Here is a 19,608-nt window from a genome sequence, read left to right on the forward strand (position 1 = left end):
ACGACATCGACGGGCGTTCCGGATGAGCAGCCGTCTCCGCGAGATCGCCCGGCAGACGGTCGCGATCGCCGAGTCGGGGCGCTACCGCAACAGCGCCGGCGAGGACATCACGATCGAAGCGGCGGTACGCGCCGCGGTCGACGGCACCCGCGAGCACCTGCCGGACGAGGTCCTCCACCTGGACGGCGCGAAGCCCGGCGCCGACACCGTCGAGGTGACGTACGAGTCGACGTTGCAGGCGGCCCGCCGGCTCGGACCCGGCGCGGCGTGTCTGGTGTTCGCGTCGGCGAAGAACCCGGGTGGCGGGTTCCTGGGCGGGGCGAAGGCGCAGGAGGAGAGCATCGCCCGCTCGTCGGCGCTGTATCCCTGTCTGCTCGCCGCCCCGGACTTCTATGCCTTCCACCGGGGGCAACGGGATCTGCGCTACAGCGACCGCGTCGTCTACTCCCCGGGCGTGCCGGTGTTCCGTGACGACAAGGGGAACCTGCTCGACCGGCCGTACACGACGTCCTTCCTGACCGCGGCGGCGCCGAACCTGGGCGCGATCGTGCGCAACCAGCCGGAGCGCGCGCCGGACGTGCCGGCGGTGCTGGGCCGGCGGGCCCGGCGGGTGCTGGAGGTGGCGGCCGCGCACGGGCATCGGACAGTGGTGCTGGGCGCGTGGGGGTGCGGGGTGTTCCGCAACGACCCGGCCGTGGTGGCCGGCGCGTTCGCCGACGCGCTCCGGGTGGTCGACCGGTTCGACCTCGTGGTGTTCGCCGTGCGCGACGGGCTGCCGGGCACACCGGTCTACCGCACGTTCGCGGAGCGCTTTCGGTAGGTTCGTCGCATGAGTGAGGACACGCTCCGGTCGGTGGAGATCGAGCGCACCAGCGTGGGCAGGTACGTCGTGCGCAACGCCCGTGGCGGCGAGCTGTCGATGGGTACGGGGGAGGACGCGACCTTCACGCCCGTGGAACTGCTGCTGGCGGCGCTCGGCGGCTGCACCGCCGTCGACGTCGACCTGGTGACCAGCCGGCGCGCCGAACCGACCCGGTTCGCCGTCACGGTGAGCGGTGACAAGATCCGCGACCCGGAGGCCGGCAACCGGATGGAGAACCTCACCGTCACCTTCGCGGTGGCGTTTCCGGCCGGCGCGGACGGTGACCGGGCCCGCGAGGCGCTGCCCCGATCTCTGCGGCAGTCACACGACCGGCTCTGCACCGTGTCCCGCACGGTGGAGCTGGGCACCCCCGTCACCATGGTGGACGCGAGCGACAGGGGCCCGGCCGAGCCTCGGTGACCGCCGGAGACCCGGTGCCACCCGGGCCGATCCGCCAGGTCTGTTAACGCTAACCATTGCCGAGGCAGTGTCCCGGCATGGGTCGCCATCCGGCCACAGAAAAGCCTTCGGAAAGCTTTGACCCCCCGATTACCTTGACAGCCGTCTATGTTATCGAAAACATGACTGGTAACCCGGACGTAACGCCGCTGCCATGATCGCTCGCCCCGTCTCGTGATCTCGGGAGCGGAAGCGACCAAGCGCGGGAGGTTTCGGTGGCACGAACCGCTCAGACGACGCGGACGGTTGCGGTGGTGGTCTCGGCGACCCTGGCACTCGGCGCGGGGGCGCTGGCCGGGGTGCCGCCCGCGTCGGCGGCGACGGTGGACACGACCGCGTCGTACGTGTTCGTGAACCGGCACAGCGGCAAGGCGATGGACCTGTACGACTGGTCGACGGCGGAGAGCGCGCCGGTGAACCAGTGGACGCGCAACGACCTCGCGGTGCAGCAGTGGCAGTTCGTGGACGCCGGTGGCGGCTTCTACAGGGTGCGGTCGCGGCACAGCGGGAAGGTGCTGGAACTGCCGAGCGGCAGCGACGGCACCCAGCTGGTGCAGTCCACCGACAGGTCGTCGGCCACGCAGCAGTTCCGGTTGCAGGACTCCGCGGGCGGGTTCGTGCGGTTCGTGAACCGCCAGTGGAACAAGGTGATCGACGTGTGGGGCTGGTCGACCGCCGACGGCGGCCGGCTGGCCGGCTACTCCGACCTGGACGGCGGCAACCAGCAGTGGCAGCTGATCCGCCTGGGCGGCGGGACGCCGACCACCCCGGCACCCACCACTCCGGCGCCGGCCTATCCGCAGCCCGGCCGGGTCACCGGCGACATCGGCGTGCACGACCCGACGGTGGTCAGACGACCCGACGGCACCTACCTCGTCGCGCACACAGGTGACGACATCGCGTTGAAGACCTCCACCGACCGGGTGGCCTTCCGCAACGCGGGCACCGTCTTCCCCGGTGGCGCGCCGTGGACCACCACGTACACGGGTGGCGCGCGCAACCTCTGGGCGCCCGACCTGTCGTACCGCAACGGGCGCTATCACCTGTACTACTCGGCGTCGACCTTCGGCTCCAACCGTTCGGCGATCTTCCTGGCCACCAGCGCCACCGGAGCCTCCGGGAGCTGGACCAACGAGGGGCTGGTCGTCGAGTCGCGGACCACCGACGACTTCAACGCCATCGACCCGAACCTCACCGTCGACGACCAGGGCCGCTGGTGGCTCACCTTCGGCTCGTTCTGGTCCGGCATCAAGATGATCCCGATCGACCCGGCCACCGGACGCCGGCTCGGCACCGCCATGTACGGTCTCGCGAACTACGGCCCCGGCATCGAGGCGCCGGTCCTGGTCAAGCGCGGCGCCTGGTACTACCTGTACGTCTCGTTCGACAGATGCTGCCAGGGCGCCGCTAGCACGTACCGGATCATGGTCGGCCGTTCGGCGAGCCCGACCGGGCCGTTCCTGGACCGCGCCGGCCGGGACATGCTCGCCGGGGGCGGCACCCAGATCCTCGCCTCGCACGGCAGCGTGCACGGGCCCGGCCACCAGGCGGTCCTCGCCGACACCGACGGCGACGTCCTCTTCTACCACTACTACGCCGACAACGGCGCGTCGCTGCTCGGCGTCAACCGCATCGGCTACGACGCCGACGCCTGGCCCTACGTCTACTGACCCGGGACCACCGATACCTGGCCCACCTGGGAGGGCACATGCCGCTTCGACACCTGCTCCGCACGGCCCACCGGGCCGGCGCGGCGCCCGCACGCCGTCGCCTGCGGCCGATGCTGGCCGCGGCGCTCGCGGCGATCGCCGTGACCGCCGGCCTGCCGGTGGCCGGACCCGCGCAGGCCGCACCGGCGGTGAACCACACCAACCCGCTGGTCAACCAGCGTGCCGATCCACACATCGTCAAGCACACCGACGGCTACTACTACATGACCGCGACGGTGCCGGAGTACGACCGGATCGTGCTCCGGCGGGCCACCACCCTCCAGGGACTGGCCGGCGCCGCGGAGACGACGATCTGGCGCCGGCACACCAGCGGAGAGATGGGCGCCCACATCTGGGCGCCGGAGATCCACTTCATAAACGGCAAGTGGTACGTCTACTTCGCCGCCGGACGCACCGACGACGTGTGGCGGATCCGGATGTACGTGCTGGAGAACACGAGCGCGAACCCGCTGTCCGGCTCGTGGACCGAACGCGGCCGGATCACCACGCCGTGGGACACGTTCAGCCTGGACGCCTCCACGTTCGTCGTGAACGGGGTGCGGTACCTGACCTGGGCCCAGCAGGAACCCGGCATCTCCACCAACTCCAACGTCTACCTCGCCCGGATGGGCGCCAACCCGTGGCAGATCACCGGCACGGTGACCCGGCTGGTGGTGCCGACGTACGACTGGGAGACCCGGGGTTACCGGGTGGCCGAGGGCCCGACGGTGATCCAGCGCAACGGCCGGGTGTTCCTCACCTACTCGGCGAGCGCCACCGACGCCAACTACTGCCTCGGCATGCTGACCGCGTCCGCCGGCGCGAACCTGCCCGACGCCGCCGCCTGGAGCAAGAGCCCGACCCCGGTGTTCGCCAGCAGCGCCGCCACCGGCCAGTACGGCCCCGGACACAACTCCTTCACCGTCTCCGACGACGGGCAGAGCGACATCCTGGTCTACCACGACCGCAACTACCGGGACATCAGCGGCGACCCGCTCAACGACCCGAACCGGCGGACCCGGATCCAGAAGCTGTACTGGAACGCCGACGGCACCCCGAACTTCGGCATCCCCGTGCCCGACGGGGCCACCCCGGTCCGGCTGCGGTCACACGACCTGACGACGAGCTACGTCCGGCACTACGACTACCGCGCCCGCGTCGAGCCGAACGTGACGAAGCTGGCCGACTCGCAGTTCCGCATCGTCCCCGGCCTCGCCGGCGGCGGATCGGTGTCGCTGGAGTCCACGAACTTCCCCGGCTACTACCTGAGGCACCGCGCGTTCGCCCTCTACGTCGAACGCGACGACGGCTCCGCCCTGTTCGACAACGACGCGAGCTTCCAGCGCCGTCCCGGCCTGGCCGCGCCCGAGGCGCTCTCGCTGGAGTCGCAGAACTACAGCGGCCGGTACGTCCGCCACCGCGACGGACTGCTCCAGCTCGAAGCGGTGGACACCAGCGCCGACCGGGCCACTGCCACCTTCCACCTGGAGTAGGCGCCCGCAAACCGGCGTACCCCCTTTGGAGGTCCACGATGCTCAACCCCGCAGTGACGTCGCCGCCCGGCGCCCGACGGCCCCGGCGGGCCGGCCTGGTGCTGGCCCTCGTGGCGGCGGTGGCCGGCGCGATCGGCGTGGCCGCGCCGCCGGCGCAGGCCGCCACCATCGACACCAGCGCCTGGTACGTGCTGGTCAACCGCAACAGCGGCAAGGTCCTCGACGTCCGGGACACCTCGACCGCCGACGGCGCGGCCATCCAGCAGTGGTCCCGCAACGACGGGGCCTGGCAGCAGTTCCGCTTCGTCAGCTCCGGCAGCGGCTACTACCGCCTGCAGAACCGCAACAGCGGCAAGGTCGTCGACCTGTGGGAGTGGAACACCGCCGACGGCGCCGAGTACCGGCAGTGGCCCGACCTCAACGGCGCGAACCAGCAGTTCCGGGTCCTCGACTCGGACAGCGGCTACGTCCGCCTGATCAACAGGCACTCCAACAAGGCCCTGGAGGTCTGGGAGCGGTCGACCGCCGACGGCGCCCGGATCAGCCAGTACACCGACCTCAACGGCGCCAACCAGCAGTGGCAACTGGTCCCGATCGGTACCGGCACGCCCACCACGCCGCCACCGGCCACCGGGTGCGGCAGCGGCTCGTACCAGGCCGAGGCCGTGTTGAACGGTGGAACCTGGACGGCCCGCAACGGATCGTCGACCGTGTACACCGGCTCGGACATGCTCGCCGCGATGCAGGCGGCGGTGAACTCGCTGACGCCGGGACGGACCGCGAAGCAGCGGGTGGTGGTGCGCGGCTCCGGCTCGATGAGCGCGGGCTCGCGGTTGTCGCTGCCGTCGTACACGACGCTGGCGGTCTGCGGCACGATCAACGTGACCGGCTCGGGGTCGGGCGACTACGCGCCGGTCTACTCCCGCGGCACCACCGACGTCGAGGTGCAGAATCTGACGCTCACCGGTGCTCCGCTGTACGGGATCTTCATGCGCAACGTGAACAACCTGACGCTCGGGCAGATCGACATGCGGCTGTCCGGCGGCCTGGGCGTGCGGATCGACAACCACGGTGGCGACCGGGCGGTCAAGGTGCGCAACGTGCGCATCGACACCGTGTACGTGTCGGGGACCGGCGCGCACGGCGTCGAGACGTACGGCGTCGACGGCCTGACGATCGGCACCGTCACCGCGCGCAACACCGGATACTCCGGTCTGCTGCTCAACGACACGATCAACGCCACAGTGGGCACCGTCGACGCGCAGGGCGCCGGCACCGGAACCGGCTACGCGGCGTTCCGGATGGCCAACCGCAACGGCCGGATCGGCAGCTCGTACCCGACGAACATCCGGGTCGGCACCGTGATCGCGTCCGGTGGCGGCCGGGGGATCTTCTGCGTGTCGGAGTCCGGCGGCGCGGTCGTCGACCGGGTGACGATCTCCAACACCGGCAACAACTCGATCCTCGTGGAGAACTGCTACAACGTCACGATCGCCGGGGTGTCCGGCACGGTGACCGGCGGCGGCGAGGTGCGCATCGCCTCCCGGACCGAGTTCCCGATCTCCTCGGGCATCCGCTTCCAGAACCTCTCCGTCACCAACACCAACATCACCCAGAGTCCCTGCGGCGGAGCGAACAACACGATCAGCAACGTCACGCGGGTCAACTCGACGCTGACCTGGTGTTGAGCGCCGCAGGCGCACCCCCCGCACCACCCACCCACCACCACCGTCCACCGGAGGAGTCCCCGTGACAACGGCTCTCACCACCACCGAAAGGCGCCGGCGGCACCGCTGGCGGTCAGTGGTCGCCGCCGCCGGCGCCCTCGTCGTCGGCACCGTCGGCGCGGTCGTCGCATCGCCCTCGGCCCAGGCCGCGACCATCGACACAGGCGCGTACTACGTGCTGGTCAACCGCAACAGCGGCAAGGTCCTCGACGTCCGGGACACCTCGACCGCCGACGGCGCGGTGATCCAGCAGTGGTCCCGCAACGACGGCGCGTGGCAGCAGTTCCAGTTCGTCTCCTCCGGCAGCGGCTACTACCGCCTGCGAGCCCGCCACAGCGGCAAGGTGATCGACCTGTGGGAATGGAACACCGCCGACGGCGCCGAGTACCGGCAGTGGCCCGACCTCAACGGCACGAACCAGCAGTTCCGGGTCCTCGACTCGGACAGCGGCTACGTCCGCCTGATCAACAGGCACTCCAGCAAGGCCCTGGAGGTCTGGGAGCGGTCGACCGCCGACGGCGCCCGGATCAGCCAGTACACCGACCTCAACGGGTGGAACCAGCAGTGGCAACTGGTGCCGATCGGCGCTGGCAGCCCCGGCACGCCCCAGACCGGGCTGGTCGGCTGGGCCACCCAGAACGGCGGCACCACCGGCGGCGGCAACGCCGCCGTCACCACGGTGACCAGCGCGTCCGCCCTGTCCAGCGCGCTCGGGTCGTCCAGCGCCGCGGTGATCCGGGTCTCCGGCACGATCTCCTGCTCCGGCATGCTGCGGGTCCGCTCCAACAAGACGATCCTCGGCAACGCCGGCGCGACGATCTCCGGCTGCGGATTCACCGTCAGCGGCGACCGCAACGTCATCGTCCGCAACCTGAACTTCCGCAACTGGAACGATGACGCGATAAACGTCGAGCAGTCGGCCACCAACATCTGGATCGACCACAACAGCTTCACCAACGGGTACGACGGCGCTGTCGACATCAAGCGCGGCTCCGACTTCGTCACCGTGTCCTGGAACCGCGTCTACGGTCACGACAAGTCGATGCTGCTGGGCCACAGCGACGACAACGGCAGCCAGGACGTCGGGCACCTGCGGGTCACCTACCACCACAACTGGTTCGACGGCTCCAACCAGCGCCACCCGCGGGTGCGCTTCGGCAACCCGGTCCACGTCTACAACAACCTCTACAGCAACGTCGGCGGCTACGGCGTGGCGTCGACGATGAACGCCGGGGTGCTCGTGGAGGGCAACTACTTCGAGAACACCGCCGACCCCTACCACCGGGGCGAGGGCTCCTCCGGCCCCGGATCCCTGGTCGCACGCAACAACTGCTTCGTCAACTCGGGGGCCGGGCAGGCCGGAGGCAGCGTCGCCGGCATCCCGTACCCGTACACGATGGACGCCGCCTGCGACGTGAAGTCCGTCGTGACGGCGGGCGCCGGCGCCGGCCGGATCAGCGTCTGACCGCGCGCCGCCTGGCGCCAACACGTCACCGGCTGGGCCGGCCCGGGCTTTCTCGGGCCGGCCCAGCCGTCGGAAGCAGGGCCGGGCCGGGCTCTCATTGCGGGGCCGCCGAGGGGGTGACGGGATGAACTATCGGAAGAAGTTCCGGAAACAGAAAGCGCTAACAGAACACAGATGTACTGGTCGTCGACATTGTCACTAGAACGCTTCAACGGATAGTCTGTGCCGGTCGGGCGATCGAAGTTCGCCGAAACTTTCGACAAGCTACCGCTACGGAGAAGCGACATGACGACCGCAACAAAGAGCCCCGAAACAGCCGGGCCCCACGGCGGCGAGGTGCGCGGCCGTCTGATCCGAAATCCGGTTCTTCCCGGCTTCAACCCCGACCCGTCGATCTTGCGCGTCGGCACCGATTACTACATCGCGACGTCGACCTTCGAGTGGTACCCGGGTGTCCGCCTGCACCACTCGACCGACCTGGTGCACTGGCGCCCGCTCGGCGGCGTCCTCACCGAGCGGCGTCTTCTCGACCTCACCGGAGCGGGTGACTCCTGTGGCGTCTGGGCGCCCGATCTGTCCTATGTGGATGGCGAATTCCATCTCCTCTACGCCGACGTCGCCAGCTTCGCCAGCGGGTACTGGGATCCCCAGAACTACCTGGTGACCGCGTCCGACCTGGCCGGGCCCTGGTCGGATCCGGTGGTGCTGCACGGGCGCGGGTTCGACGCGGCGTTGTTCCACGACGAGGACGGCACGACCTGGATGCTGTCGATGACCGCGGACTGGCGGCCCGGCCGCGACCGGTTCGCCGGCATTCAGATCCAGCAGTACGACCGTGAGGCCCGTCGCCTCGTCGGCGCCGAACGGGTCATCTTCCACGGCACCACGGTCGGCGTCACCGAAGGGCCGCACCTGTACCAGAAGGACGGCTGGTACTACCTGGTGACCGCGGAGGGTGGCACGTCCTGGACGCACCAGGTGACAGTGGCCCGCTCGCGTAGCCTGTTCGGGCCGTACGAGGTCGATCCGGCCGGCCCGATGCTCACCTCGCACGGTCGTCCCGAGCTGGAGCTGCAGAAGGCCGGCCACGGCAGTCTCGTGTCCACGCCGGACGGGCGTTGGTACCTGGCGCACCTGACCGCCCGGCCGTACACCCCACTCGGCCGGTGCGTGCTCGGCCGGGAGACCGCGATCCAGGCCGTGCAGTGGCCGGAGGGGGAGTGGCCGCGCATCGAGGGCGGGGTACCGGCGGTGACGGTGCCGGTGCCGGGCGAAGCCGAGCCGGCAGAGGATCCGACGGAGGACCGGGACGACTTCACCGGGCCGGTGCTCGGCCCGGAGTGGTCGACGCTGCGCCGCCCCGCCACTGCGGACTGGGTGGACCTCACGTCGCGTCCGTCGTACCTGCGGATCCAGGGCGGGCAGTCGCCGGTCGGCCGCCAGCGTCCGAGCCTGGTCGCGCGCCGTGTGACCGCGCAGCAGTGCGAGCTGACCGCGCACATGCGCTTCGAGCCGGCCAACTACCGCCAGCTCGCCGGCGTCACCGCCTACTACAACACCCGCAACTGGCACTTCGCCTACGTGACCGCCGACGACGACGGGCGGCCGGTACTCGAGGTGATGTCGTCCGACAACGGCCGGCGGGCCATGCACGACGCGTGCCGCGTCGAACTGCCGGAAGCGGGGGAGATCACGCTGCGGGTCACCTTCGACGGTCCCCGTGTCACGTTCGCCTATCAACCAGCCGGCGCGGCGCACTGGATCGGGCTGCCGGCGGAACTGGACGCCACCATCCTGTCCGACGAGTACGCGGCGACGCTCGTGGACGGTGAGCCGGAGGGCTGGGGCTTCACCGGCGCGTTCGTCGGCCTGTGGGTACAGGATCTGGGCGCCGAAGGCGGATACGCGGACTTCGACTGGGCCTCGTACCGCTCCTGGTGAGTAGTGGCCGGCCTGATCGCGGCCGGGTGTGTGCGCCGTCCCCGGCGTCCGCGCCCGGCCGCGTCGCGTTGCGCACCCGGTCGGTCGACGTCTCGGCGCGGCACGTGGAAACATGGTCGACGTACGTCGATCGATCGAACGGGGGATCATCGTGACGACGCAATTGTCAAAGGCCGCCGTCGTGCCGGGTCCGGCCGGGCATCCGCTCCTCGGCATGCTGCCGGCGCTGCGCCGCGACCTGCTGGGCACGATTCTGGACGGCTTCCACACGTATGGCGACGTGGTGGCGTACCACGTCGGACTGCCCCAGGGACCGCGCGCCGTCAGCATGGACGTGGTGAACGTGCACCACCCCGACGGCATCCACCAGGTCCTCACCACGCCGCAGGTGTTCAGCCGCCGCGCGAGCGCGTACGAGATCCTCCGCGAGTTCATCGGAGAGGGCCTGCTGACCAGCGACGGAGACCGGTGGCTGCGACAGCGGCGGACGCTGCAACCGCTGTTCACGCCGCGCCGGGTGGCCCGCTACACCGAGCTGATGACCGAGGAGGCAGCCCGCGTCGCCGACGACATGGCGCTCACCACGGGATCCGTCGTGGACCTCTACCAGGTGATGCAGCGCTACACCATGCGTGTCGTCGGCCGGGCGCTGTTCGGCGACGACATCGACGAGGTCGTGCCCCGTCTGCAGGAGCTCATGCCGATTCTGGGCGACCTCGCGCTGGCGCGCGCCCTGCAGGTGGTCAAGCTGCCGCTGAGCTGGCCGACGCCGCGGGCACGCCGGATCGGGCAGGTACGCGCGAGTCAGTACGAAATCGTCGACCGCATCATCGCCGATCGACAGGGCCGGGCGGTCGGGGAGGGTAAGGAGGATCTGCTCAGCCGGTTGTTCGCGGCCGAGGATCCGGAGACCGGGCAGGCGCTGTCCATCGAGGAGATCCGGGACCAGGTCCTGGTGTTCCTGCTCGCCGGCCACGAGACGACCTCGGCCGGGCTGGCCTTCACCATGCACCTGCTGGGCCGCCATCCCGACGTGCAGGAGCGGGTCGCGGCCGAGGCCGCCACGGGCGACGGGGAACTGGTGCGGGCCGCGGTCCTGGAAGGCATGCGGCTGTACCCGCCCGTGTACAGCATGGAGCGGATGTCCGAGACGGACGTCGTCGTCTCCGGTCACCGGATTCCCGCCAACACCAAGGTGGTACTCGCTCCCTGGGTCACGCACCGGCACCCGGAGTTCTGGCCCGATCCCGAGCGTTTCGAGCCCGACCGGTTCCTCGGCCGGCAGGAGCGGCCGCGCTATGCGTATTTCCCCTTCGGTGGCGGGCCGCGTAGCTGCATCGGGGAACACTTCGCGCTGCTGGAGATGACCGTACTGCTGAGCGCGTTGCTCGCCCGCTATCGCGTCGACACGCGCGACGAGAGGCTGGAGCTCGTACCGATGGTCACTCTGCGTCCGGCCGGCGCGGTCCGGGCCACGCTGACCGTCCGGTGAACCGGCGCCCTGGCTGATCCGACGGGGTCAGCCAGGGCGCGTCCGGCTCCGGTGAGGGTCGGTCGCTACGTGACCCGCGACCCTTCGCCCTTCGCGGCGGGCACCGCCTCGACGGCTGGTGGAGCGCCAGTCACCGCGGCGGGCCGGGGATCGGCGGCACGCCTGCGGGGCCTGGCGAACCGGCGCATCATCGGCCGTTCCACGCTGACGTGCAACAGCGACGCGAGGCCGAGCGTCACCAGGTAGGCGCCGACCATGACGGCCAGCGCAGCGGCGACACCGAAGCCGTTCGCGGACATGTTGCCGGCGCCGTACAGCACCAGGATGTGGATGAGATAGAAGGCGAAGGACGTGTCGCCCAGCCAGCCGGCGACCGGCCCGCGCAGTGGTGAGCGGTGCCCCTCGACGTCGGCCCGGGCTGCGGCGGCCACCAGCAGCGCGAGCGGGACGACCATCGCCGCGACGACCGAGTAGAGCAGCGGCACGACCTCGGAGACGCCGTAGAAGGCCAGCGTGACAAGTGCGGCGGCGGGCAGGCTCAGCCGGAACCACAGGCCCTGCATGACGAGCCGGGCGATGACGATCCCGAGGAGGAAGTCCAGCATCCGGATCAGCGGAAACTGTTGCACGAACCAGAACTGCGGAAATGCCGCATCCGCATAGGTGTACGTCGGCTCGGCGGGAAGGAACGCCGTGGAGACGACGGGGGCGACGAGCATCGCGGCGACGATGCCACCGGCGATCCACCAGAGCCAGGCGGCGGAGAGCCGCCGGAAACCGGCGAGCAGCCACGGGAACGACGCATAGAAGAAGATCTCACAGCTCAGCGACCAGCTCGGCGGATTGATTCCGTTGAAGATGAACTCGTCCGGAATCCAGCTCTGCACCAGCGTGATGTTCGCCAGCGTCGGCCACAGCGGCGCGCCGCCCCGGATCAGGACCATGAGAACGACGACCACGGCGCACACGACCAGATGGTTCGGCAGGATCCGGGCGGCCCGGCGGCGCCAGAACTGGCGCTTCGGCTCGTGCTCCGGAGCCGACCAGGTCAGGACGAAGCCGCTGAGGATGAAGAAGAAGCCGAGGGCGGCAGAGCCGGTCCGGCTGAGGACGGCGAACCACCAGTCGTCGATCCGGCCGTCGGCGAAGAAGCCGAACAACGTCGTGTGGGAGAAGAAGACCGTCACGGCCGCGATCCCCCGCAACCCGTTGAGCGTCGGCAACTGCCGGGCCATGCGGCCCGCCTGCTGTGTCATCGGCGGCCACCCTCCGTGGTGTCGGACAACTCCTGTCGGCGTACCGGCCGGCGCGTCCGGAACGCCTGCTCCGCGATGTCGGCCGCGCGCCGTACGCCGTCCAACTCCGCGATCCTGCGCTTGTAGTGCTGGGCCTTCGCCCGGTAGGCGGGGTCGCCGCTCACCCTGTCGACGGCCGCACGAAGCCGCCCCGGAGTCACCTTGTGCACCGGGATGAACTCGCCCGCGCCGAGGTACTTGAGCCGGGCCGCCACGCCCGGCTGGTCGTTGCCCACGGGTAGCGCGACCATCGGCACGCCGTGGGCGAGGGACTCCAGCGTGGTGTTGATTCCGGCGTGCGTGATGACGAGGGACGCCCGCGCCAGCAGGTCGAGCTGTGGTGCGTACCGCACCACGATCGGGTTGCCGGCCAGGTCGGCCGGCGGCTCGACATCCGTGCTGCCGAGGGAGACGACCAGTTGCGCGTCGAGTCCGGAGCACGCCTGGGCGATCGCCCGGAATATGTGCGGGAGGCGGTTCTGGAGGGTGCCCATCGACGCGTAGATCAACGGGCGACCGTCGAGCTTCTCCCACGGGAAGGACACCGGCTCGGTGCTGTCCTCGTCATGGAACGGCCCGGTGTAGTGGAACGTGTCCGGCAACCGGGTGCGCGGGAAGTCGAAGAACGGCGGCTGCTGGGTGATCTGGGCGAGGTCCGAGCCGTCGTTGACTCCCTTGACCGGCGGCAGGCCCCATGCGGCCCGACGTTCGTTGATCCGTTGCACCACCGGCCGGATGACCCAGGCGATCACCTGGTCGCCCAGCATGTTGCGCACACGCGCGAGCAGTGAGGGATGGTACGGCCACGCCGTCATGAACGGCGGTACACCCGGCTCGGTGTTCAGCGCCAGCGCGTTGCAGACGTTCACGACCGGAAGGTCGAGGTGTTCCGCGACGGAGTTGCCCGCGCCGTAGACCTGGTCCACCAGCAGCGCGTCAATGCCGTGCCGCTGCACCAGCCCCGGTAGGTCCCGCAGGAGGACCTCGACCTCCCGTACGTAACCGCGGACGATGAAACGGATCGCGGCCAGACCGGTCAGCCGGCCCTGTTCCTCGGAGAAGCGGGCCAGTGTGCCGACCGGAAACTCGCGCTCGCCGATCGGTGCGAAGGCGAACCCGGCCGTGAACGACCTCGTCCCGGCGTCCGGCAGGGAGACCAGGGTGACCCGGTGGCCGCGTCGGAGCAGTTCCCTGCCGAGCGTCGCCATCGGGCTGAGCTGACCGGTGTAGTCGGGGACCACCAGTCCGATGTGGAACGTGTTCGGGGCAGGCATGTCTCGCTCCCTCGCTGGGCTCATACCACAGTCGTCAGACGCGACTGATGTATCGAAAACTCGGCCGGGGTACGTCCGACGATCTCGCCGTCCACCTCCACCGGCAGCGGACTGTCCGCGTCGACACGCACGGTGCGCACCTCCTGCCGGTGGATCGCCGGGTGTCCCGCGGCGGCGCCGCGGAACACCCGCCACATCAGCCCGGCCACGCCGGCCCGGCCCACGCCGGCCACCCGCACCGCGTCCAGGTAACCCGCCCGCGGCGGCTCGGCGCGGCCGAAGGTCAGCCCGCCGGCGAAGTACGGCACCTTGAGCACGGCCAGATTGGTGATGATCTGGTGCGACGGTTCGCCGTCGAGTTCCAGCCGCACCGCGACGGGCCGCCAGCGGGCCAGCGTCCGGATGCTGGACGCCGTCTCGGCGAGTTGGAGGTTGAGCCGCTTGAGGACCCGGTTGGCGGGTGTCTTCTCGGTGAACCGCTGGCCGATCACGCTGATCAGCCCGACCGTGCAGCTGACGAGGAAGTACCTGTGGCCCCGGGTGCCGTCGGGCCGGGTGAAGGTCACCTCGCCGACATCGGTCTCCCGGTCGCGGGCGCGGTCGAGCAGACCGCCGAGGTCGGCGACCGGCCGCAGGCCGCGGGCGAAGTCGTTGCAGGTGCCGGCCGGCACGTACGCCAGCCGCACCTTCTCCCCGCCCGCCACCAGCACCCCGTTGGCGACCTCGGACAGTGTGCCGTCACCACCGACCGCCACCACCGTGCCGTACCCGTCCTCCACCGCCTGTCGCCCGAGCGCGATGCCGTGCCCGGGGTGGCGGGTGAACCAGCAGTCCGCCTCGGGTAGCTCGGTGGCGATCCGCTGCTCGATCGTGCGCCCGCGCTGGACCCCGGAAGCGGGGTTGACGATGCAGACGGCCGGGCCGCGCTCACCGGCCGCCATGTGCCTGCTCCTTCGTCAGGTCCGCCAGGGAGTGGCTCAGCGCCTCCGCGAAGCCGACCCGTGGTGAATAGCCGATCGACCGGATCCGGCCGACGTCGTACCGCATTCCTCCGGCGACGGACCGGACCGCGTAACGGGTGAGCAACGGCCGGCCCGACCCGGTGCCGATGCCGGCGAGCCCGGCCAGTTCGGACAGCGCGCCCACGGCCAGCGCCGCGCCGAACGGGACCGACGAGGCCGGTGGCCTTGCCCCGATCCGCTCGGCCACCGCGGCGAACAGCCGCCCCAGGGTCAGGCCGTACGAGTCGCCGACGATGAACCGCCCACCCGCGCACCCGGGTGCGGTGCCGGCCAGCACGATCGCGTCGGCCAGGTTCGCGCTGTACGTCAACTCGATCGGGGGCGCGCCGCGGTCGAACTGGACGAGCTTGCCGTCTCGCAGTCCGCGCACGAGCTCGGGCAGGAAATTGCGGTCACCGGGTCCGAAGACCCAGGCGGGGTACACCACAGTGACGTCCAGGCCGTTTCCGTGGTACGACCACGCCACGTCTTCCCCGGCAGCTTTCGACAGCGGGTACGGGTATCGCGGCACCCGCCGCGGTGACGCCTCGTCGATGACCTTCGCGGCGTCGAAACCGAAGACGTCGACGGTGCTCAGGTAGACGAACCGGGAGACGCCGCAGCGTCGCGCCTCGTCCAGCACCGCCCGGGTGCCGTCCCGGTTCACCTGCCAGATGCGAGGGCCGGGCCGCCAGTCGGTCAGATCGGCGGCCGCGTGCACCACGAGGTCGACGCCCGCGCAGGAGCCACGCAGCGACTCCGGATCGGTCAGGTCACCGAGGTGCGCCGCGTACGTCGCGTGGTCCGGTGCGGGCGTCCGCACCAGCCCTCGTACCGACCAGCCGTTCTCCGCGAGCGCGGCCGCGACCGCGCGGCCGACGCAGCCGGTGACACCCGTCACCAGCGCGACACGGGACCCCATCACGAGCCGCCCGTCAGCAGTGCACGCAGGTCGGCGAGCAACGACCCGGCCGGGTCGAGCGCCCGCATGCGCGGCAGCAGGGTGCGCAGGTCCCGGCGCTGGCCTGACTCGTCGATCAGCAGCAGTTCCGGGCCGGCGACGAACTGTCCCACGTGCGCGGGCTGGAGGCCGCGCTCCGACATCGCCCGGGAGCATCGCTCCGCGTCGGCCGGATCGATCGCGTACAGCAGCTCGAACTCGCCCCACTCCGCGGCAGCCGAGCACCACCGGGGCAGGTGGGCCGCCTCCGCGACGGCGGAGGCGATCGGCGCGTACACCTCGTCGTGCAGCACCACCTCGACCCCCAGGCCATTGAGCTCGGCCAGGCTGACCGCCGCGCTCAACAGGCCGTCGCTGGTGTCGATGCACGCCCGGGCGTACCGGCGCAGTGGATCGCCCGCGGCCACCCGCGCCTCGGGCAGCCACGGATCGCCCGCCGCCGTGCCGCCCAGCGCCAGGGTGCGGAATCCGACCGCGTTGCCGGCTCCGACCGGACCGGTCACGTAGAGCGCGTCACCGGGCCGGGCGCCGAGCCGGCTCAGGACGGAACCGCGGCGCAGCGTACCCAGGGCACACGAGGTGAAGCTCTCCTCGTTGGCCCAGTTCGTGTCACCTCCAACGACGTGGCAGCCGTAGCGTTCGGCGGCCTCGGACGCGCCGCGCCCGAACTCGCGGGCGTCCTCGAGAGTCCATCTGTCCCGGCGCAGCGAGCAGGAGACGAGCACGGCGACCGGGTCGGCGGCCACCGCGGCGAGGTCACTCACGCTGACGGTGGTGGTCAACCACCCCTTCGCGTACGGCGTGGTGGCGGTGGCCAGCTCGGCGCCGTCGTTCAACGTGTCGACGGTCAGTGCCAGGAGCCCGCCGGCGCCCAGATCGAGGAGTTCGGCGTCGGCCTCGAAGGCGTTGTTGAGCTGCCGGGGCGACCGGACCATGCACTCGCGTATCGCAGTGATCAGGCTGCCCTCGGCCGCGTTCAGGGACAGCCGGTTCCAGGCGGTGGAGGTCATGTCATGCCTGCCGGGAAGACTGGGTCGCGCGCAACGTCAGCTCCAGATAGGCCATCATCGGAACGGCGACGACGAGGAAGAGCGTCGGCCGGTGCAGCGCGCCGAGCGACAGGAAGAACAGCGTGGTCGCCCTGATGAACCAGACCAGCGCCTCGTACGCGCGGGTCTCCGGCGCCCTGATGAGCGTCACGAGACTCTGCGTGAACCCGAGCCCGGACGCGACGAGCAGCGCCCAGAAGACGACCTCGGCATAGGCGCCCGCGCGATCGGCGCCCGCCACGGCCGCCGCGCCCGCGGCCACCACCGCCACGACCGGGAACACCACGGCGATCCGGCTGGAGGCCCTGGTCCCGATGGCCACCGGCAGCGTCCGGTAGCCCGCGACCCGGTCGCCTTCGATGTCCTTGAAGTACCCCACGAGGCAGAAGCCACTGAACGCGACCGCGACGAGCGCCGTCTGGAACCAGGTCACCGCCGGGATGTCGAGCCATCCCGCGTCGGGTCGGACGGCCACGGCGCCGAGCACCGTGAACAGCGCCATGTCGACGCCGTTGACGAGGTTGCCCAGCATGGGGATGCGCTTGGTCCAGGAGTAGACCAGGTGACCGCCGATCGCGATGACGCTCCACAGGGCCAGCGTCGGTGCGACCACGACAGCCACCAGCATCAGCGCGGTGGACAGCGCGAGCGTCAGCCCCAGCCCGACGTGGGGGTTTATCAGCCCGGTGACGAAGGGGCGGTCCGGCGCGTTGACGGCGTCGGCCTTGCGGTCGAACCAGTCGTTCATCACCACGCCGACGCCGTATCCGAGGGTGCAGAACAGCAGCCCGATCACGATGCTCGCGGCGCTGGCCCCGACCGGCGGCGCCGTCATGCCGACCAGACCGGCCGACAGCGAGAAGGGCACGAAGTGGAGCCGCCACATCCGCGCCCAGGCCACCAGCAGGTCCCGGGTGCTGACTGCGGGTTCGAGCCGGCTGACGGTCATCGGTCCTCCAGGTGCATCAGGTCGCGGACTTCGGCGAACGCGGCGACGACGCGCTTGAGCTGCTCCGACGTGTGCGTGGTGGCGAAGCTCGCCCGCAGCCGGGGCGAGGCGGCCGGGGGGACCACGGCGTTGACGTACACGCCGCGGTCCAGCAGGCTGCGCCACGCGAGCAGGGTCTGCTGGACGCCGTCGAGCCGCACCGACACGATCGGCGTCTCACTCGGTATCGGGTCGTAACCCAGGGCGGTGAGCTCGCGACGCACGTACGAGGCGTTCTCGACCGCCTGCCGGCACAGCCACGGTTCCGCCCGCAGGATGCGCAACGCGGCGTAGGCGGCGGCCAGGTTCGCCGGCGGCGCGGATGCGCTGAAGATGAGGCTGCGCGCGTGGTGGCGGAGGTACTCGATGACATCCTCCGGACCGAGCACCGCGCCGCCGATCGACGCCAGCGACTTGCTGAAGGTGACCGTGACGAGGTCGACCTGATCGGTGACGCCGAAGTGGGCGCTGGTGCCCCGGCCGTCGGCCAGCACGCCGATGCCGTGCGCGTCGTCGACGAGCAGGCGGGCGCCGTACTGCCGGCACAGCCGGACCACCTCGTTCAGCGGGCACAGATCGCCGGCCATCGAGTAGACGCCGTCGACCACGACCAGCCGGCCGGCGTCCGAGGGGCCGGCCGCCAGCTGCCGCTCCAGGTCGGCCATGTCGTTGTGGGCGAACCGGCGGGTCTTCGCCCGGCTCATGCCGCAGCCGTCGTAGGCCGAGGCGTGCGCCTCGCGGTCGAGGATGACCTCGTCGTGACGAGACAGCAGCGACGCGATGACTCCGACGTTCGCCTGGTAGCCGGTCGGGAACACCAGAGCGGCCGGCATGCCGAGGAACTCGGCCAGCTCGTGCTCCAGCTCCTCGTGCAGAGGTGTGTTGCCGTTGAGCAGCCGAGAGCCCGTACGCGACGACCCGTACGCCTCGATCGCCGCCTGCGCCGCTGCTTTCACCTGGGGGTGGGAGGTGAGTCCGAGGTAGTTGTTCGAGCCGCACATCAGGATGTCGCCGTCCCCGGTCTGCGCGACGGTCGCGTCCTGCCCCTCGAAAGGAGTGAAGTACGGGTAGAGCCTGGCCGCGCGAGCCTCCCTGCTCTCGGTGTACGACCGGCAGCGGCCGAAGATGTCCACTGTCACCACGTTCGCGTAACCCCTCTCGTCTGGTACCCCGTGTGCATCAGGTCATCGGGCGGACCTGCTGCCCCAGCTGTCGGCGAACTCGCTCCGGACGGCGGCGCACCGCCGACCGGTTCCGGCCGGCACGGAACCGCTGTGCGGAGGGAGGTGGGCGATCGGACGCGGACGGCGTACGGAGGCTCTGCGGGTGGGTGCCCGCCGAGGCGGGCCCGGGCTCTCGCCGCAGGGTGGCCGGACCTGCCCGGCGGCCTGGCGCAACGGCGCGCCGACACGCCGGTGGCGGGTTCGCCCGGGTGAACGACGGCCGCCGGCCGCGGTTCGGCCATTCCGAATGCGAGCGGGTGATCCGGGCAGCGCGGCCTGCACTTCGATCCGGGGCCGGCGATATCAGCCGGCATCAGGCCATCAGGCTTGCGAAGGCTCTCGGAAGCCAGGACCAGAACCAGAAGACGCGCTTCTACAGCAGCCCGATGAAAACGGTATTTCGACGGCAACGCATAGACCGGTACCTCCCCCGTTCCGCTGTCGACATTCATCAGCGGCGAATCGCTAAGCGATCTCTCTGGGGCAGGATGCTACGCCGGATCCGCAGCGCGAGTCCACCCCGCTTCGGGCGTCGGTTCCTCCCGGGCGCGGGGTCCACGCCGGCTTCCGGTGCGGTGCGCAGGGCGGTGACCGAGGGCTTGAACAGGGGTCATCCGGCCGGTTCGACAAGATCAACGAATAGTCGTCGATGAATAACCCGCATCTTCG

At 70.6% G+C, this 19,608-nt stretch carries 15 protein-coding genes; 8 read left to right on the top strand and 7 right to left on the bottom strand.

Annotated features, from left to right (window positions below):
• Positions 1-22: 22 nt before the first annotated feature.
• The 8 genes from BAW75_RS00550 (at position 23) to BAW75_RS00585 (ending at position 11,148) form a co-directional block, all read left to right on the top strand.
• Positions 23-820 carry a TIGR02452 family protein gene (locus BAW75_RS00550; RefSeq protein WP_104112256.1) on the top strand — a complete coding sequence of 266 codons (798 nt, stop codon included), beginning with the start codon at positions 23-25 and terminating at the stop codon, positions 818-820.
• Positions 821-829: 9 nt separating this feature from the next.
• Positions 830-1,282, top strand: coding sequence for an OsmC family protein (locus BAW75_RS00555; RefSeq protein WP_064445493.1), 453 nt, complete (start codon positions 830-832; stop codon positions 1,280-1,282).
• Between the two features lie 254 nt (positions 1,283-1,536).
• Positions 1,537-2,991 (top strand): family 43 glycosylhydrolase, encoded by a 1,455-nt coding sequence (locus BAW75_RS00560; RefSeq protein ID WP_104112257.1) that lies wholly within the window; start codon positions 1,537-1,539, stop codon positions 2,989-2,991.
• A gap of 38 nt (positions 2,992-3,029) precedes the next feature.
• On the top strand, positions 3,030-4,523 hold the full coding sequence (locus BAW75_RS00565; protein WP_104112258.1) for a family 43 glycosylhydrolase: 1,494 nt from the start codon (positions 3,030-3,032) through the stop codon (positions 4,521-4,523).
• 38 nt (positions 4,524-4,561) lie between these two features.
• Positions 4,562-6,211: an RICIN domain-containing protein gene (locus tag BAW75_RS00570; RefSeq protein WP_104112259.1), complete on the top strand. Its 1,650-nt coding sequence runs from the start codon at positions 4,562-4,564 to the stop codon at positions 6,209-6,211.
• Between the two features lie 61 nt (positions 6,212-6,272).
• Positions 6,273-7,715 (top strand): pectate lyase family protein, encoded by a 1,443-nt coding sequence (locus tag BAW75_RS00575; protein ID WP_043322973.1) that lies wholly within the window; start codon positions 6,273-6,275, stop codon positions 7,713-7,715.
• Positions 7,716-8,000: 285 nt separating this feature from the next.
• The gene (locus BAW75_RS00580; protein WP_187692950.1) at positions 8,001-9,656 is read left to right on the top strand and encodes a glycoside hydrolase family 43 protein; all 1,656 of its coding nucleotides are present in this window, start codon (positions 8,001-8,003) and stop codon (positions 9,654-9,656) included.
• 151 nt (positions 9,657-9,807) lie between these two features.
• On the top strand, positions 9,808-11,148 hold the full coding sequence (locus BAW75_RS00585) for a cytochrome P450 (protein WP_158629871.1): 1,341 nt from the start codon (positions 9,808-9,810) through the stop codon (positions 11,146-11,148).
• Between the two features lie 65 nt (positions 11,149-11,213).
• On the opposite strand, the gene BAW75_RS00590 is transcribed toward BAW75_RS00585, so the two are convergent.
• From BAW75_RS00590 to BAW75_RS00620, 7 genes are read right to left on the bottom strand one after another with little or no spacing between them, the layout of a single operon-like run.
• Positions 11,214-12,404 carry an acyltransferase family protein gene (locus BAW75_RS00590; protein ID WP_104112260.1) on the bottom strand — a complete coding sequence of 397 codons (1,191 nt, stop codon included), beginning with the start codon at positions 12,402-12,404 and terminating at the stop codon, positions 11,214-11,216.
• On the bottom strand, positions 12,401-13,717 hold the full coding sequence (locus tag BAW75_RS00595; RefSeq protein ID WP_104112261.1) for a glycosyltransferase: 1,317 nt from the start codon (positions 13,715-13,717) through the stop codon (positions 12,401-12,403). The genes BAW75_RS00590 and BAW75_RS00595 overlap by 4 nt, the downstream gene beginning before the upstream one ends.
• Positions 13,718-13,737: 20 nt before the next feature.
• Complete coding sequence (locus tag BAW75_RS00600; RefSeq protein ID WP_043322980.1) at positions 13,738-14,658, bottom strand: diacylglycerol/lipid kinase family protein; 921 nt, start codon at positions 14,656-14,658, stop codon at positions 13,738-13,740.
• Positions 14,645-15,640 carry an NAD-dependent epimerase/dehydratase family protein gene (locus tag BAW75_RS00605; RefSeq protein WP_167435506.1) on the bottom strand — a complete coding sequence of 332 codons (996 nt, stop codon included), beginning with the start codon at positions 15,638-15,640 and terminating at the stop codon, positions 14,645-14,647. The genes BAW75_RS00600 and BAW75_RS00605 overlap by 14 nt, the downstream gene beginning before the upstream one ends.
• The gene (locus tag BAW75_RS00610) at positions 15,640-16,689 is read right to left on the bottom strand and encodes a thiamine-phosphate kinase (RefSeq protein WP_104112263.1); all 1,050 of its coding nucleotides are present in this window, start codon (positions 16,687-16,689) and stop codon (positions 15,640-15,642) included. Before BAW75_RS00610 ends, BAW75_RS00605 begins: the two co-directional genes overlap by 1 nt.
• Position 16,690: 1 nt before the next feature.
• A complete protein-coding gene (locus BAW75_RS00615; protein ID WP_069088339.1) occupies positions 16,691-17,677 on the bottom strand; it encodes a UbiA prenyltransferase family protein in 987 nt (328 codons plus the stop codon).
• Complete coding sequence (locus tag BAW75_RS00620) at positions 17,674-18,858, bottom strand: aminotransferase class I/II-fold pyridoxal phosphate-dependent enzyme (protein ID WP_208635142.1); 1,185 nt, start codon at positions 18,856-18,858, stop codon at positions 17,674-17,676. Before BAW75_RS00620 ends, BAW75_RS00615 begins: the two co-directional genes overlap by 4 nt.
• Between the last annotated feature and the right edge of the window lie 750 nt (positions 18,859-19,608).

Source organism: Micromonospora chalcea, from assembly GCF_002926165.1.
Classification (GTDB): domain Bacteria; phylum Actinomycetota; class Actinomycetes; order Mycobacteriales; family Micromonosporaceae; genus Micromonospora; species Micromonospora chalcea.

Excerpts from the sequence above, each read along its gene's own strand:
- BAW75_RS00550 (WP_104112256.1), top strand. The coding sequence starts at position 23 with ATGAGCAGCCGTCTCCGCGAGATCGCCCGGCAGACGGTCGCGATCGCC.
- BAW75_RS00555 (WP_064445493.1), top strand. The coding sequence starts at position 830 with ATGAGTGAGGACACGCTCCGGTCGGTGGAGATCGAGCGCACCAGCGTG.
- BAW75_RS00605 (WP_167435506.1), bottom strand. The coding sequence starts at position 15,640 with ATGGGGTCCCGTGTCGCGCTGGTGACGGGTGTCACCGGCTGCGTCGGC.
- BAW75_RS00570 (WP_104112259.1), top strand. The coding sequence starts at position 4,562 with ATGCTCAACCCCGCAGTGACGTCGCCGCCCGGCGCCCGACGGCCCCGG.
- BAW75_RS00595 (WP_104112261.1), bottom strand. The coding sequence starts at position 13,717 with ATGCCTGCCCCGAACACGTTCCACATCGGACTGGTGGTCCCCGACTAC.
- BAW75_RS00615 (WP_069088339.1), bottom strand. The coding sequence starts at position 17,677 with ATGACCGTCAGCCGGCTCGAACCCGCAGTCAGCACCCGGGACCTGCTG.
- BAW75_RS00600 (WP_043322980.1), bottom strand. The coding sequence starts at position 14,658 with ATGGCGGCCGGTGAGCGCGGCCCGGCCGTCTGCATCGTCAACCCCGCT.
- BAW75_RS00610 (WP_104112263.1), bottom strand. The coding sequence starts at position 16,689 with ATGACCTCCACCGCCTGGAACCGGCTGTCCCTGAACGCGGCCGAGGGC.
- BAW75_RS00580 (WP_187692950.1), top strand. The coding sequence starts at position 8,001 with ATGACGACCGCAACAAAGAGCCCCGAAACAGCCGGGCCCCACGGCGGC.
- BAW75_RS00590 (WP_104112260.1), bottom strand. The coding sequence starts at position 12,404 with ATGACACAGCAGGCGGGCCGCATGGCCCGGCAGTTGCCGACGCTCAAC.
- BAW75_RS00565 (WP_104112258.1), top strand. The coding sequence starts at position 3,030 with ATGCCGCTTCGACACCTGCTCCGCACGGCCCACCGGGCCGGCGCGGCG.